19 protein-coding genes are annotated in these 14,855 nt (G+C 65.0%); 7 read left to right on the forward strand and 12 right to left on the reverse strand.

What is annotated here, in order from left to right; genetic code table 11:
- Positions 1–134: 134 nt before the first annotated feature.
- The 5 genes from CYU89_RS15485 (at position 135) to CYU89_RS15505 (ending at position 3,106) form a co-directional block, all read left to right on the forward strand.
- Entirely contained in the window at positions 135–587 is a 453-nt protein-coding gene (locus CYU89_RS15485; protein WP_296282398.1) for an NADAR family protein, read from the forward strand.
- A gap of 872 nt (positions 588–1,459) precedes the next feature.
- On the forward strand, positions 1,460–1,786 hold the full coding sequence (locus tag CYU89_RS15490; protein WP_296282399.1) for a hypothetical protein: 327 nt from the start codon (positions 1,460–1,462) through the stop codon (positions 1,784–1,786).
- Positions 1,783–2,277 (forward strand): SMI1/KNR4 family protein, encoded by a 495-nt coding sequence (locus CYU89_RS15495; RefSeq protein ID WP_296282401.1) that lies wholly within the window; start codon positions 1,783–1,785, stop codon positions 2,275–2,277. Before CYU89_RS15490 ends, CYU89_RS15495 begins: the two co-directional genes overlap by 4 nt.
- 91 nt (positions 2,278–2,368) lie before the next feature.
- Positions 2,369–2,575 (forward strand): hypothetical protein, encoded by a 207-nt coding sequence (locus tag CYU89_RS15500; RefSeq protein WP_296282403.1) that lies wholly within the window; start codon positions 2,369–2,371, stop codon positions 2,573–2,575.
- Between the two features lie 102 nt (positions 2,576–2,677).
- A complete protein-coding gene (locus CYU89_RS15505) occupies positions 2,678–3,106 on the forward strand; it encodes a hypothetical protein (protein WP_296282404.1) in 429 nt (142 codons plus the stop codon).
- A gap of 35 nt (positions 3,107–3,141) precedes the next feature.
- Here the strand turns inward: CYU89_RS15505 and lolD are convergent, their stop codons facing one another.
- The 10 genes from lolD to CYU89_RS15555 form a co-directional block, all read right to left on the reverse strand.
- On the reverse strand, positions 3,142–3,849 hold the full coding sequence (gene lolD, locus CYU89_RS15510) for a lipoprotein-releasing ABC transporter ATP-binding protein LolD (protein WP_296282406.1): 708 nt from the start codon (positions 3,847–3,849) through the stop codon (positions 3,142–3,144).
- The gene (locus tag CYU89_RS15515; RefSeq protein ID WP_296282408.1) at positions 3,842–5,089 is read right to left on the reverse strand and encodes a lipoprotein-releasing ABC transporter permease subunit; all 1,248 of its coding nucleotides are present in this window, start codon (positions 5,087–5,089) and stop codon (positions 3,842–3,844) included. Before CYU89_RS15515 ends, lolD begins: the two co-directional genes overlap by 8 nt.
- A 97-nt stretch (positions 5,090–5,186) precedes the next feature.
- Positions 5,187–5,549, reverse strand: a complete 363-nt coding sequence (locus CYU89_RS15520) for a hypothetical protein (RefSeq protein WP_296282410.1) — start codon at positions 5,547–5,549, stop codon at positions 5,187–5,189.
- Positions 5,500–5,748, reverse strand: coding sequence for a succinate dehydrogenase assembly factor 2 (locus CYU89_RS15525; RefSeq protein ID WP_296282411.1), 249 nt, complete (start codon positions 5,746–5,748; stop codon positions 5,500–5,502). Before CYU89_RS15525 ends, CYU89_RS15520 begins: the two co-directional genes overlap by 50 nt.
- Positions 5,745–6,176 (reverse strand): MAPEG family protein, encoded by a 432-nt coding sequence (locus CYU89_RS15530; RefSeq protein WP_296282413.1) that lies wholly within the window; start codon positions 6,174–6,176, stop codon positions 5,745–5,747. The genes CYU89_RS15525 and CYU89_RS15530 overlap by 4 nt, the downstream gene beginning before the upstream one ends.
- A gap of 4 nt (positions 6,177–6,180) precedes the next feature.
- The gene (locus tag CYU89_RS15535) at positions 6,181–6,963 is read right to left on the reverse strand and encodes a succinate dehydrogenase iron-sulfur subunit (RefSeq protein WP_055944159.1); all 783 of its coding nucleotides are present in this window, start codon (positions 6,961–6,963) and stop codon (positions 6,181–6,183) included.
- A gap of 17 nt (positions 6,964–6,980) precedes the next feature.
- Positions 6,981–8,771 (reverse strand): succinate dehydrogenase flavoprotein subunit, encoded by a 1,791-nt coding sequence (gene sdhA / locus CYU89_RS15540; protein ID WP_296282416.1) that lies wholly within the window; start codon positions 8,769–8,771, stop codon positions 6,981–6,983.
- A 4-nt stretch (positions 8,772–8,775) separates the two neighbouring features.
- A complete protein-coding gene (gene sdhD / locus CYU89_RS15545) occupies positions 8,776–9,159 on the reverse strand; it encodes a succinate dehydrogenase, hydrophobic membrane anchor protein (protein ID WP_296282418.1) in 384 nt (127 codons plus the stop codon).
- Positions 9,156–9,548: a succinate dehydrogenase, cytochrome b556 subunit gene (gene sdhC / locus CYU89_RS15550; RefSeq protein WP_296282420.1), complete on the reverse strand. Its 393-nt coding sequence runs from the start codon at positions 9,546–9,548 to the stop codon at positions 9,156–9,158. Before sdhC ends, sdhD begins: the two co-directional genes overlap by 4 nt.
- A gap of 60 nt (positions 9,549–9,608) precedes the next feature.
- Positions 9,609–9,794, reverse strand: coding sequence for a DUF1674 domain-containing protein (locus CYU89_RS15555; protein WP_296282421.1), 186 nt, complete (start codon positions 9,792–9,794; stop codon positions 9,609–9,611).
- Positions 9,795–9,833: 39 nt separating this feature from the next.
- Between CYU89_RS15555 and CYU89_RS15560 the strand changes: the two genes are divergently transcribed.
- Positions 9,834–10,697, forward strand: coding sequence for a folate-binding protein (locus CYU89_RS15560; RefSeq protein ID WP_296282423.1), 864 nt, complete (start codon positions 9,834–9,836; stop codon positions 10,695–10,697).
- An 86-nt stretch (positions 10,698–10,783) separates the two neighbouring features.
- Entirely contained in the window at positions 10,784–12,016 is a 1,233-nt protein-coding gene (gene ubiM / locus CYU89_RS15565; RefSeq protein ID WP_296282425.1) for a 5-demethoxyubiquinol-8 5-hydroxylase UbiM, read from the forward strand.
- Between the two features lie 4 nt (positions 12,017–12,020).
- Here ubiM and CYU89_RS15570 read toward each other — a convergent pair whose 3' ends face one another.
- Both CYU89_RS15570 and CYU89_RS15575 read right to left on the reverse strand, forming a co-directional pair.
- The gene (locus CYU89_RS15570) at positions 12,021–12,563 is read right to left on the reverse strand and encodes an NADPH-dependent FMN reductase (RefSeq protein ID WP_296282427.1); all 543 of its coding nucleotides are present in this window, start codon (positions 12,561–12,563) and stop codon (positions 12,021–12,023) included.
- A gap of 30 nt (positions 12,564–12,593) precedes the next feature.
- The gene (locus CYU89_RS15575) at positions 12,594–14,855 is read right to left on the reverse strand and encodes a thiamine pyrophosphate-dependent enzyme (protein ID WP_296282429.1); all 2,262 of its coding nucleotides are present in this window, start codon (positions 14,853–14,855) and stop codon (positions 12,594–12,596) included.

Below are 14,855 nucleotides of genomic sequence, written 5' to 3' on the forward strand. Positions count from 1 at the left end.
CCAGCGCCTGCACTCGGCGCTGGGCTATCGATCACCGGTGGAGTTCGAGCAGTGCCGCTAGAGAACCGCTGTCCACTTTTTCGTAGGAACTGCCACCCGCTTCGCGGGTCGGCTTAATTCAGGTGTTAGGCCGCATGGAAGCTTCCAAAGACATCGTCTATTTCTACACTCGGACGATGCCGTTCTGGGGCTTATCGAACTTCTCGCCACCTGGCTTTGAGGCTGATGGCGTCTATTGGCCTACGGTCGAGCACTACTTCCAGGCGAAAAAGTTCCTAGATTCAGCAACTCGGGAGCGTATCCGCAGGGCAGCAACACCCAAGCTCGCGCGCGAGCTTGGCCAGAGTCGCGCCACTCCATTGCGGCCGGGTTGGGATGACCTGCGAGACCAGGTAATGCTTGAGGCCCTGCGTCTCAAGTTCCAACAGCCGGCCGCCCGAGATGTCCTCCTGTCCACTGATGACCGATTGCTGGTTGAGGCATCGCCATATGATTACTATTGGGCTGCCGGAGAGGATGGCTCCGGCCTCAATAGGCTCGGACACCTACTCATGCAAGTGCGTACAGAGATTCGGAGTGCGGCCTAACAATTCATTCAAGCCGAACCCGCTTCGCGGGTCGGCTTAATTCAGGCGTTAGGTTGCCGGGGAACCTTTAGTGGCTCGTCTAACGATTGAAGTGCCAACCGGCGTCATTGGAGACATAGCGTCCGCACTGATGCGAGCCGGCCTCGGCGAGGCAGAAAGCACCGAGCTAGCGGAGGTCATCATTTCAACTACAGCAGTCGGATTTAGAGACGATAGGCTTGTGCGCTCTGGGATCGACGTTTCACTCTTGGTTGCCGAGCTTCGTGGAGTCGGACTTGTCGTTTACTGGTCTGGCGCTGCTCGGCTGGCAACCTAACAATTCATTCAAGCCGAACCCGCTTCGCGGGTCGGCTTAATTCCGGTGTTAGGCCCCTTGTTCAGCAAAATCGCAACCCTGATAGATCGCAAACCGACCCGGCTCGCACTCGCTGCAGTCGCCGTTGGTTGCACGCTGCTACTTGGACCTTTTGTTGTCGTCCTGCTAGTTGTTGGGCTGCGCGAGCCAGGTCTTTTTGCATTGGGCCTCGGAGGTGCCGCTGGCCTTCTAGGCGCCTTCTTTCGCATCGGTGCCGGCCCGCGCTTTTTTCTCCTCACCAAATGGGAGCGTGGCGGTATAGCCATTTGCATTGCCGGCGGGATAGTAGCCTCATTCTTCGCTGCAATTGCTTTGCCAGGAAATATCTACTGGAGCACACTCACCCCGCTAGTCGGGCTAATCGGTTTGTTCCTTCTGGCAGGCTCAATCAGAGGCCCCGTGCCGGGGTCTAACAATTCATTCAAGCCGAACCCGCTTCGCGGGTCGGCTTAATTCTGGTGTTAGGCGGCACACCATGCACTGTCGATATCCAAGGAACCTGCTCTCAAAGCTTGTATTGGCAACGCTGGGCGCCGCTCTCATCACAAGCTGTGTTCATCATCGCCTTGGACCAAAAACGGAGCACGCACGCGTTGCGCGCGGTTTTGGGCTTGCCGCCGGGTGCGAAATTTCAGAGTCAATGAGGCGCTATGAAACTTTAGACTTTGCTGATCTGTTGGGTAACCCAAATCTTGCAGACTCGGCAGAATGGGCGACGGCCATTTCCATAATGCAGCCAGGCGACCAGCTCCGCCACGTCAACTGTGATACGGGTGAAAACTACTTTGGCCTATTTCGCGACAGCACTGCTTTATTCAAGTTTGGCCGCATGATCAATGATTGATCGCCGAGTGCCGCCTAACAGTTCATTCAAGCGGAACCCGCTTCGCAGGTCGGCATAATTCTGGTGTTAAGACCTACGTGAGATTCCCTGCACCTACAAATGAAGAAATCGCCGAGGTTGAGAGCACTATCGGTTATTCGCTCCCATCTGCGCTCGTCGAGCTTTATGCCAAACGAGGCAATGGTGGCTTCGGGCCGGACTATGGCCTGCTCGGCTTGGGCTCTGGCCATGTAACGGATCAAGGCGACACGGCTCTAGGCCTCTACCGCGTCTTCAACGAGCCAGATGCAGAAGATCCGGGCTGGGCTTGGCCTAAGCATTTGCTCCCCATTCTTCATGTTGGCTGTGCCATCCACTACTGCATAGACTTGGCCTCGCCGGACAATCCTGTCGTCAAATTTGATCCAAATGGGTTCGGCCCAGGCGAAGACTGGCAGTCTGCGTTTTCTGTGGCTTTTCCAAAGCTGGAGCCTTGGCTTGGTGGGCTCTAACAAATCATTCAAGCCGAACCCGTTTCGCGCTTCGGCTTGATTCTGGGGTCAGGCCCCGCGTGAGCCATGTGGGGAACTTGCAGTCAGCAGCATGAAAACTCGCCTGCATTGTTCCCCCGTTACGTACTGCAAGACGGGTATCGCGCTGGTTACCATCGCAGCCCTCCTTTTCCTGGTGGGACTTGCCAAAGATCCCGCGCCCAGTGACGAAATCAGACGTTTTCTTGTCGCGGGCTTGAGCGTGGGTGGGGCGGTGCTGTACGTCGCCGGCAAGATCGCTTCAGCCAAGCGCAGGTAGCTCAGCGCCTTAGCAGCGGCGTCCGTCCCGCGGCGCCGAACGGACAGGATCCTCGCCAGCCGAGTACAGGCGTAAGATCCCCGCACGTGCCTGGAGCCTGCCATGTCGAAGATGCTTCGCAACATCGCTGCCGTCGTCGCCGGCCTCGCACTCGGCAGTCTCGCCAACATGACCGTCGTCATGCTCGGACCCGCGCTCTTCCCGCCCCCGCCGGGCGTGGACATGACGACGGCGGAGGGCCTGCGGCAGGCCATGCCGCTGTTGCAGCCGCGGCATTTCATCGCCCCGTTTGTTGCGCACGCACTGGGGACGCTGGTCGGTGCGCTTGCCGCGCATGGTATCGCCGGCAGCCGCAAGGAACTGTTCGCCTGGGTAATCGGCCTTCTGTTCCTGTTCGGCGGCATCGCCGCCAGCGTGATGATTCCCGCACCCATCTGGTTCAAGGTCTGCGACCTGTTGTTCGCCTACCTGCCGATGGCGTGGCTGGCGATCCGGATCGCGACGTATCGGAAGCGCGCGCCTGCCGCTTGATACAGGAGCGCGGCATCTGGTCGCGCCGCCGCCGATCAGACGGCGTCGCGGAGCAGCTCGCGCAGCTTGCCTTCGTGAAGTTCCAGCACCCGGTCCAGCCGGCGCGCCAGGCGGCGATCATGGGTCACCAGTACCAGACTGGTCTTCTGCGCCCGGTTGAGCTCGAGCATCAGGTCGAACACGGTCGCCGCGGTCTTCTCGTCCAGATTGCCCGTGGGCTCATCGCCCAGCACGCAGGCCGGTTGGTTGACCAGGGCGCGCGCCACCGCGGCACGCTGCCGCTCGCCCCCCGACAATTCACCGGGCTTGTGCGCCAGGCGATGCCCCAGGCCGACCGACTCCAGCAAAGCCCTCGCCTTGCCGGACGCCGCTTCGGCACCGGCACCACCCAGCATCACCGGCATCATGACGTTCTCGAGCGCGGTGAACTCGGGCAGAAGGTGGTGGAACTGGTAGACGAACCCGAGCGAGCGGTTGCGCAGCTGGCCACGCGCCGCGTCGGACAGCGACGACATCTTCTGTCCGGCGACGTACACCTCGCCCGAGGTCGGCGTATCCAGGCCGCCGAGCAAGTGCAACAGCGTGCTCTTGCCGGCGCCGGAAGCGCCCACGATCGCGACGGTCTCGCCGGGCTGCACGTTCAACTCCAGCCCGTCGAACACCGGCGTGCGCAGCTTGCCTTCGGCATAGGTCTTGCCCAGTGCCTCGGCGTGCACGACAGCGGAACGGATCGCATCATTCATAGCGCAGCGCCTCCGCGGGCTGGGTGCGGGCAGCGCGCCACGCGGGATAGAGCGTGGCGAGGAAGCTCATCGTCAAGGCCACGGCGGCGATCAGCACGACTTCGCTGCCGCTGAGTTCGTAGGGCAAGCCGGTGATGTAGTACACGTCCGGCGGCAGCAGCGTCACCTTGAACACGGCTTCGATGGCGGCGAGGATGTACTCCAGGTTGATGGTCAGCAGGATGCCGCCGACCACGCCAAGGACCGTGCCCATCACGCCGATCAGCAGACCCTGCACCATGAACACCTGCATCACGCCGCGCGGCGTCAGGCCCAGCGTGCGCAGGATGGCGATATCGGCCTGCTTGTCGGTCACCAGCATGACCTGGGAGTTCACCAGCGAGAACGCGCCCATCAGGATGATGAAGGACAACAGGATGCCCATCACCGTCTTCTCCATTTTCAGCGAGTGGTAGAGGTTGGCGTTCTCGCTGGTCCAGTCGCTGATCCGGTAAGGTCCCTGCAGACGCAGCGCGAGGTCGCGTGCCACCTCCCAGGACTGGTACATGTCGTGCAGTTTGAGACGCACGCCGGTCACGCCCTCGCCCATCCGCAACACACGCTGCAGGTCGCCCATGTGCACGAGCGCGAGGTTGCGGTCGACGTCGTTGTGACCGACCGAGAAAATGCCGCTGACGGTGAAGCGCTTGATCTTGGGCATCGCGCCCATGGGCGTACCCTGGAAATCGCCGGCGGTGACGACCACGCTGTCGCCGACACCGACGCGCAGCCACGCCGCCAGCTCCTGACCCAGCAGGATGTGGAATTCACCCGGCTTCAGCGAGTCCAGCGTGCCCGCCTTCATCTTGTCGCCGATCACAGAAACCTTCGGTTCCTCGCCAGGCAGGATGCCGGTGACCAGCGCACCCTGAGGATCGGCATTGCCGGTCAGCATCGCCTGCACGTTGATGAAAGGGGCGGCACCCGACACGCGCGGGTCGTCCATCGCGATCTTGGTGGCATGCGGCCAGTCGTGCATGGCCTCGCCTGCGCCCATTACCGTCGCGTGCGCCGTGGCCTGGAGCAAGCGGTCGCGGATTTCGCGCTGGAAACCGCTCATCACCGACAGCGTGGTGATCAGGATCATCACGCCGAGCGCAATGCCCACGACCGAGGCCAGCGAGATGAAGGAGATGAAACCGTTGCGGCGCTTGGCGCGGAGATAGCGCAGGCCGATGGCGACGGGAATGGGTTTGAACATGCCCCTATGGTGCCCGATCCCTCCGGTGCCGCCCAGCATCCCCGCTGCCCGCAGCAAGCCGGAGTTCACGCCGCCGTGCAGCCGGCAGCGTATCCGGTCACCAGGCAGCATGACGCCAACGCCCGCCGGCACGCTCGCGCCAACGGAGAAACGCCAGCGGACCCCGCCACCGCAGGCACACCGCGCACATCGGCACGCCGTCGACGCTGGGGGCCCGCTCGTTGCCGGGAAACCAGAAAGCCAAGGGGGGCTTCCGCCCTTCCTTGCGCGACAGCCACAGGCCATACCCGAGCGCGAAAGCACCGGCAGGCCAGGCGATCGGTCGCGGCATTTCGCTCGCCAGGATCGAGACGGCACCCAGCGCACCCAGCAGGATCAGCACCGCCTGCAGCAGGCGCGACGGCCGCCACTCAAGCCGGCAGTTGACGGATCCGTTCGACCAGCGCGGCGAGTTCCGCATCGGGACAGTGCTCGTAGCCCATGAACCAGCGCCAGAGCTTATCGTCCTCGCAATCGAGCAGCCGTAGGAAAACAACGCGCTGCGGTTCGGATTCGACCGCCCAGCAGCGGTCGAGATAACGTCCGAACAGCTGGTCCAGTTCGCGCATGCCACGCCGGCAGCGCCAGCGGATGCGCTTGAGTTCGGGATCGTCGCTCATGCCGCGGTCAGCGCCAGCGCGAGGCGCACCCAGAACGCGATCAACACCAGCGTTGCCAGCGCATAGACCACGAAGCGGGTCATGACATGGTTCCAGGTGCAGTGCACCAGGCTGTGCACGGTGCGCAACGCGACGAAGGCCCACGCCAGCGCGAGCGAGACCGCATCCGAGACGCCGAGCTGCGCCGCCAGCAGCACGCCGGCATAGAACAGCACCGGCAGCTCGAAGAGATTGCGGAAGTTGTCCGACGCGCGCGTATCGCTAAGCAGGCGCACCGAATCCGCGGCATTCGCCAGTGCCTGCGCGTGGATGCGCTTGCGGGCCATTTCACCCAGCCGAAGCTGGTACAGCCTGACCCACACGAGGAAGGTCAGGCCGGCCATTGCCACGGCGGGCCAGAGGATTGCCGTGGCGGGTCCGTCGCTCATGCGGTCAGGCGCGACGCGCCATCATCAGCTTCTTGATCTCGGCGATCGCCAGCGCCGGGTTCAGGCCCTTGGGGCAGGTCCGGGCGCAGTTCATGATGGTATGGCAGCGGTACAGCTTGAACGGATCTTCCAGATCGTCCAGGCGCGCACCGGTGTCCTCGTCGCGCGAATCGATGATCCAGCGGTAGGCCTGCAGCAGGATCGCCGGGCCGAGGTAACGCTCGCCGTTCCACCAGTAGCTCGGGCAGCTCGTCGAGCAGCAGGCGCACAGGATGCACTCGTACAGGCCGTCCAGCTTCTTGCGGTCTTCCGGCGACTGCAGGCGCTCGCGATCCGGCGGGGCCGGCGTCTGCGTGCGGATCCAGGGCTTGATCGAGGCGTATTGCGCGTAGAAATGGGTCAGGTCGGGAACCAGATCCTTCACCACGTCCATGTGCGGCAGCGGATAGATCGGCACTTCCGCCTTGCCGCAATCGCCGATGGCCTTGGTGCAGGCCAGCGTGTTGGTGCCATCGATGTTCATCGCGCACGAACCGCAGATGCCTTCGCGGCACGAGCGACGGAACGTCAGCGTGGGATCGATCTCGTTCTTGATCTTGATCAGCGCGTCCAGGACCATCGGGCCGCACTTGTCGAGATCGATTTCGTAGGTGTCAGTGCGCGGATTGGCGCCGTCGTCCGGGTTCCAGCGGTACACCTTGAAGGTGCGCACGTTCTTGGCGCCCTTCGCGGGGAAGTGCTTGCCCTTGGTGACGCGCGAGTTCTTCGGGAGCGAAAATTCGGCCATGTGTCAGTCTCCCGGGCTCAGTAAACGCGCGGCTTGGGCGGCACCACGTCCACGTCCTTGCTGAGCGTGTACATGTGCACGGGGCGGAAATCGAAGCTGCACTTGCCGTCGTCGGCGACGTTGACCAGCGTGTGCTTCTGCCAGTTGACGTCGTCGCGCTCCGGGAAATCCTCGTGCGCGTGAGCGCCGCGGCTCTCGTGGCGCTGCTCGGCCGAGTTGATCGTGGCGACCGCGCTGAGCAGCAGGTTGTGCAGCTCGTAGGTCTCGATCAGGTCCGAGTTCCAGATCAGCGAACGGTCGCTGACCTTGACGTCCTGGAAGCTGGAGAAGATGTCCGCCATCTTGTCGCAGCCTTCCTTCAGCGTCTTGCTGGTGCGGAACACGGCGGCGTCGGACTGCATCGTACGCTGCATGTTGTCGCGGATCACCGAGGTCGGCATGTCGCCATTCGCGTTGCGCAGCTTGTCCAGGTGCGACAACGCCTTGTCGCAGGCATCGCCCGCCAGCGGCTTGTGCGACGAACCGCTCTTGATGGTCTCGGCGCAGCGGTTGGCCACGGCGCGACCGAACACGACCAGGTCGAGCAGCGAGTTGGAGCCCAGGCGGTTGGCGCCATGCACCGACACGCAGGCGGCTTCGCCGATGGCGTACAGACCGGGCACGACGGCATCCGGGTTGTCGCCGACCTTGCGCACCACTTCGCCGTGGTAGTTGGTCGGGATGCCGCCCATGTTGTAGTGCACGGTCGGGATGACCGGGATGGGCTGCTTGGTCACGTCCACACCGGCGAAGATGTGGGCGCTTTCGGCGATGCCGGGCAGCTTCTCGTTGATGACTTCCGGGCCCAGGTGGGTCAGGTCGAGCAGGATGTGGTCCTTGTGCTCGCCGACGCCGCGGCCCTCGCGGATCTCGATGGTCATCGAGCGGCTGACCACGTCGCGCGACGCCAGGTCCTTGTAGTGCGGTGCGTAGCGCTCCATGAAGCGCTCGCCGTTGCTGTTGCGCAGGATGCCGCCTTCGCCGCGCACGCCTTCGGTGATCAGGCAGCCCGCGCCGTAGATGCCGGTCGGATGGAACTGCACGAACTCCATGTCCTGCATCGGCAGGCCGGCGCGCATCACCATGCCGCCACCGTCGCCGGTGCAGGTATGCGCGGACGTCGCCGAGAAGTACGCACGGCCGTAGCCGCCGGTGGCCAGCACCACGCCATGGGCGCGGAACAGGTGCAGCGTGCCAGTCGCCATGTCCAGGGCGAGCACGCCACGGCAGGCGCCTTCTTCGTCGAAGATCAGGTCCAGCGCGAAGTACTCGACCATGAAGCGCGCGTCGTGCGCCAGCGACTGCTGGTACAGCGTGTGCAGCATGGCGTGTCCGGTGCGATCGGCGGCGGCGCAGGTACGCTGCGCCGGCGGGCCTTCACCGAACTTGGTGGTCATGCCGCCGAACGGACGCTGGTAGATCTTGCCGTCCTCGGTGCGGGAGAACGGCACGCCGTAGTGCTCCAGCTCGATGATGGCCGGGATGGCCTCGCGGCACATGTACTCGATGGCGTCCTGGTCGCCCAGCCAGTCCGAGCCCTTGATGGTGTCGTAGAAGTGATAGCGCCAGTCGTCCTCGCCCATGTTGCCCAGCGCGGCCGAGATGCCGCCCTGCGCCGCCACGGTATGCGAGCGGGTCGGGAAGACCTTGGTCAGGCAGACGGTCTGCAGGCCCTTGGCCGCCAGGCCGAAGGTCGCGCGCAGGCCGGCGCCGCCGGCACCCACCACGACCATGTCGTACTTGTGTTCGGTGATCTTGTAAGCGGACATTGACTCAATTCCCCAGCGCGATGCGGGCCACGGCGAAGACGCTCACGATGGCGCCCAGCACGGCGATGAACTTGACGGTGGTCTGCACCGCGAGGGCGAGCAGCGAGTTGTGGATGTAGTCCTCCAGGATGACCTGCAGGCCCAGTTGCGCATGCCAGAACATCGCGACCAGGAAGCCGACCAGCAGCATCGCATTCCAAGGCTTGGCGATGGCGGCCGTGGCGGCGACGTAGTCCGCGCCCGCCAGGCTCAGCACGAACACGAGGAACCAGATCGTCAGCGCGACCAGCGCGGTGGCGGTCAGGCGCTGGTGCACGAAATGCTCGGTGCCGGTCTTCGCCGAGCCCAGGCCGCGCGCGTTCTTGATGGGGGTACGGAAGTTGCTCATGCCCCACCTCCCACCAGTACGTACGCCCACACCAGAGCGGTGATGACCAGGCTGCCGATCACCGACAGCCAGCTGCTGCGCACGAACGTCGCGATCCGGTAGCCGATGGCGAAGTCCTGCACGATGTGGCGGATGCCGTTGCACAGGTGGTAGGCGAAGGCCCATGTCCAGCCGAACAGGAACACCTGGCCGTACCAGGCGCCAGCGTGGCTGCTGAAGCAGTTCCAGGCCTCAGGACCCATCATCAGCGCGACCAGGCCGGCCGTGATCAGGAGGGCGCCCGCAGCGAGCACGACGCCGGTCGCACGATGCAGGATGGAGGTCACCATCTGGATCTGCCAGCGGTAGACCTGGAGATGGGGGGAAAGCGGACGTTGTGGAGTCGCCATTCGTTGCGCTCGTTGTCTCGGCTGGGCAGTCAGGGACCGCGTTGGCTATACGTGCACTGCTCAGAAATCGATGCAGCGTCCGTTCTTTTCCCAATCCCCGTAACGCGTGGGCTCGGGCCCGTCGCGGCCACCGATCTCCTTCTGCACGACCGTATCCGTCGCCCCTTCGCCGGGTGTCGGCGTCGAGGTGGCGGATGGCTGTGTTCCGGGATCGGGTTCGGGAGTCGGGGGAGTTTGACCTATCATGGCGGTCTCGCAACGCACAAAATTTTAATCCCCGCCCCCTTGGCTGACAACCTTTCCCGTACCACCGCGCCGTCTTTCGCCCTGTCCGACCATGCCCTGGTGACGCTGGAAGGGCCTGATGCGGCGGCGTTTGCACAGGCCCAGTTCGCCAACGACGTGGCCGGCCTGCCGGTCGGGCAATGGCAGTGGAACGCGTGGCTGACGCCCAAGGGACGCGTGATGGCGGTGTTTGCGCTGGCGCGGCTGGCGGAGGATCGCGTCTGGCTCGTACTGCCGGACCACCCTGCCCCTGCGTTCGTCGAGTCCCTGCGACGTTTCGTGTTTAGACGAAAGTTGAAGATCGAACTCCACGTCGATACGACGATCAGCGGCGCTTTCGCCGTACCCCACGCTGCGCACGGCGCGACCTTGGGGATGGACGGCGGAGTGCTGGAGCTGGACTGGAGCGGACAAGGCGGTCCGCGCACGCTGCGTGTCGGTGCACCGGGCGTCGATGACGTTGCGCAGCAGGCCTCGTGGCGTGCCGCCGACCTGCGTCATGGTCTTCCCCGCCTTCCCGATGCCCAGCGCGAACAATGGACGCCGCAGCAGCTGGCGCTGGACAGGCTGGCCGCCTACAGCGTCAAGAAGGGCTGCTACCCGGGGCAGGAAATCGTGGCGCGCACCCACTTCCTCGGCAAGGCCAAGCGCGCATTGCAGGGCTTCCACGCGGCAGGCTCCGTCGCTCCTGGCGCCATCGTGCGCGACAGCGAGCGCGACATCGGGGAAGTCGTCAGCACGGTCGCCGACGGTCCGCAGACCCTGCTGCTGGCGGTGCTGCCGCTGGACCACACCGGCGAAGGCGTGTCGGCCGATACGCAGCCGCTGACGCGCATTCCCTTGCTGGACGGCCTGAGCCGCTGACGATCCTGCGTGGCGATTGATCCACGTCAATGACGTGGGCGACTGCGTGCCTAGACTGCCGTGAACCCAGGCACGAAGACACGCGCATGCACCACGACGTCATCATCATCGGCGCCGGCCCCGCGGGGTTGTGCCTGGCCAAGGCCTTGTGCGATCTCGACCTCGAGGTCGCGCTCGTGGAGCGGCAGTCGCGCGCCGCCATCGCAGAGCCCGCGTTCGACGGCCGCGAGATCGCGTTGACGCATGCCTCAATGCGCCTGCTGCGCGCCCTCGGGATCTGGCAGCATCTGCCCGACGACGCCTGCTCGCCCCTGCGCGCCGCGCGGGTGATGGAAGGCGACAGCCTGCACGACATGCGTATCGACGCCGCGCTGGCCGGCAAGGAACAGCTCGGCATGCTGGTGCCGAACCAACGGATCCGCGAAGCGGCATGGAAGGCCGTCAGCGACCTGCCCGGGCTGGATTTCTTCGATGGCGCGCGGATCCATGCCGTCCGCACGACCGAGGATCACGCCGGCATCACTCTCGGCGACGGACTCCGCCTGGAAGCACCGCTCCTGATCGCGGCAGACAGCCGCTTCTCCGAGACGCGCCGCGCGATGGGTATCGGGGCCGATCAGTACGATTTCGGCAAGAGCATGCTGGTCTGCCGCATGCATCACGAACAGCCGCACCAGGGCGTGGCGTGGGAATGGTTCGGCCACGGCCAGACACTGGCGCTGCTCCCGCTGAAGGAGCATGAATCCTCCGTCGTCATCACCCTGCCCGACGCCGCAGCGCGACGTCTCGCCGCACTGGACGTCGACGCATTCGCCTGCGAGATGGAGCAGCGCTACGGGCATCGCCTGGGCCACATGACGCTGGAAAGCAGCCGGCATGTGTATCCGCTGGTGGGCGTCTATGCGCGCCGGTTTGTCGGGCGCCGGTTCGCGCTGGCCGGCGATGCCGCGGTCGGCATGCACCCGGTCACGGCGCATGGCTTCAATCTCGGGCTGGCCAGCGTCGAGCGGCTGGCTGCCATGGCGCGCGACGCGATGCAGCGCAAGGGCGACCTCGGGTGCGCGGAAGGGCTGGCGCGTTACGAGCGCCGCCATCGCCGCGGCACACGGCCGCTGTACCTGGCCACGCGCGCCATCGTGGAGCTCTACACCGACGACCGTGCGCCGGCACGCTTGCTGCGCGAGGGGGTGCTGCGAGCGGGTCGCCGACTGACCCCTTTCCGGCGTGCGCTCGCGGGCATGCTGGCCGACGAGAGCCCGAGCGACCGTCGCCCGCTGCAGCGCCTGCGCGACGGCCTGGCGCTGTTGCGCCCGGCCTGACGGTTCAGGCCACCCAAGCCTCGAAACGATCCAGGAACAGCTGCAGGCGCTTGCGCAGGCGCTCGTCGGCGATATCGCCCGCCGCATCGATCTGGCCTTCGCGATACTGGATGGCGATCTCGGGCTGCGGCAGCACCGCCACGTCGACCGCCGCCAGCACGTTGCGCAGGTGTTGCTGGGCCGACACCGTGCCATGCGCGCCCGGTGAGGTACCGATGATCGCCGCGCGCTTGCCGCCGAAGGAATTGCTGCCGCCGGGACGACTGCCCACGTCGATGGCGTTCTTCAGCACGCCAGGAATCGAGCGGTTGTACTCCGGCGTGATGAACAGCAGCGCATCGCAGGCTTCCACCTGCTGCTTGAACTGCTGGCCCGCCGCCGGGAAATCCGCATCGTCGTCCTGGTCGTACAGCGGCAGGTCGCGGATGCCGATCTCCGCGAACGCGAAGCGATCGCCGGCCAGCCGCTGCACCGCATGCGCGAGCTGCCGGTTGTAGGAGCCGGAGCGCAGGCTGCCGATGATGAGACCGATGCGGGGCGTGGGCATGTGCGTTTCTCGATCAGGTTGTGGCCGCCATCATGCCAGCCGGTCGGCCGCCGCGACGATATCGTCATCGCCCGGGAGTACCAGGAAGGCTGCGCCGGCCAAGGGGGTGTAAGTATCCGCGCCGACCACGCGCTGGAAGGGACGCGCGCTATAGCCGGCCTCGGCGATCGCGGTGATGACCCCCTCGCCCACGCCCGCCGCATGGCGACCTTCGTCGACGATCAGGATCCGCTTCGCCGTCTTCGCCTGCGCCGCGATGAACGCGGCATTGAGCGGGACCAGCCAGCGCAGGTCGACCACACGCACCTTCCAGCCATGCTTGCGTTCGATGGTTCTTGCGGCACGCAGGCTCATCGGTACGCCATTGCCATAGGTGAAGATCACCAGATCGTCCGCGCCTTCACCGTATACGCGCCCCTCGCCCAGTGTCATCGCCTCGTCCTGCGGCGGATACGGGAACAGCCACTGCCCGTCGCCGGTCTCGTACAGGTCCTTGGTCATGTACAGCGCGATCGGCTCGAGGAACATGGTGACGCGTCCGTCCACCTTCGCCAGTGCCGCCAGCGTGCGCAGCATGGTAGCCGCATCATCGCCGCGCGAGGGGCACCCGACGACCAGTCCCGGGATGTCGCGCAAGGCCGTGATCGAATTGTCGTTGTGGAAATGCCCGCCGAATCCCCGCTGGTACCCGAGGCCGGCGACGCGCACGACCATCGGGTTGCGGTACTGGTCGTTGCTGAAGAACTGCAGGCTGGCCGCCTCGCCGCGGATCTGGTCGCAGGCGTTGTGGAAGTACGCCAGGTACTGGATTTCCGGCAGCGGCAGCATGCCCATGTTGGCGTAACCCTGGGCCAGGCCGAGGATCATCGTCTCGTCGAGCAGCGTATTGAACACGCGGCTGCCCTTGAACGCCTTTTGCAGGCCCTTGGTGACGGTGTACACGCCGCCCTTCTGCGCCACGTCCTCGCCGAACAGCAGCGTCTCCGGATACTTGCAGAACAGGTCGTGCAACGCGTTGTTGATCTGGATGGCAAGATGCCGGGGCGGCAACTTCTCGGGCAGCTTGTCCTCGCTACCGAAGGCCGCGACGCGCCGTTCGTGCGGGGCTTCGCGCGCGGCTTCCGCCGCCACCGCGTCGGGCGTATAGGGCGCGAGCGGCGCCATCACGTGATCGAGCGTGGTGATGCGCGGACGGCGGTCGGCATCTTCGGCGGCAGCGAAGCAACGCTTGCGCATCGCTTCGTATGTCTCGAGCAGAGCGTCCTTGGTGTACAGGCCCGACGCCAGCGCGATCGCGGCACTGCGCAGCAGCGGATCGGTCGCCTCGACGGCGCACAGTTCCTCCAGCGGACGCCATTCAATTTCGAAGTCGGTGCCGGCGTGGCCCATGATGCGGGTGGTACGCAGGTGCAGGAACGTGGGTCTGCGGGTGCGGCGGCAATGCTCGACCGCGGCCTGCACTTGCCCGTAGCCGGCGGCGAGATCCAAACCATCGGCGTGGAAATAGTCCAGGTCGGCGCGGTCGCGGAAATTGCGCCCGATCCAGCCGTCCGGTGTCTTCACCGAAATGCCGATCCCGTTGTCCTCGCAGACGAAGAGCACCGGGGCGGGAAGTTTCTGGTATGCGGTCCATGCGGCGGCATTGAACGCGGTCTGTGCGGTGGCATGGTTCGAGGACGCATCGCCGAAGGAACAGATCGCGATGCTGTCGTCGGGAATCGGCAGCGCATGGCCGATGCGGCGCGCCTGTTCGATCGCCACGGCGGTACCCAATGCCTTGGGCAGGTGCGAGGCGATCGTCGAGGTCTGCGGCAGCACCCACAACGGCTTGCTGCCCCACACCTTGTGGCGACCGCCGGACGCGGGGTCTTCCGCGCTGGCAGCGAAACTCAGCGCGGAGTCCATCACCGGGTCCATGCCGGGCAGCTTGCGGAAGCGTTCGGCCATGAAACCGCCGCTGCGGTAGTGCAGGAACGCCGGATCGGTATGGCGTGTCGCGCGCGCTACCATCGCATTGCCTTCGTGGCCGCTGGAACCGATGGTGTAGAAAACCTTGTTCTGTACGCGCAGCACGCGCGCCATCAGGTCCAGATGGCGACTCACGAGCTGGGATTCGAGCAGTTCCACGAAGCCCGTCGCATCCAGCGCACTACCGGGTAGCACCGGATCGCCGTGGGCCGGCGCGCTGCGCACCTGACCGTCCCATTCCCTGACGAACTCGATGAAATTCTGGTCGCAGATCTCGGCCCGGTTCAGGCCCTTCATGCGTGCGGGAATTGCTTTGGCAGTCAT

The sequence above is a fragment of the Pseudoxanthomonas sp. genome (assembly GCF_002863005.1).
In the GTDB taxonomy this organism is placed as follows: domain Bacteria; phylum Pseudomonadota; class Gammaproteobacteria; order Xanthomonadales; family Xanthomonadaceae; genus Pseudoxanthomonas_A.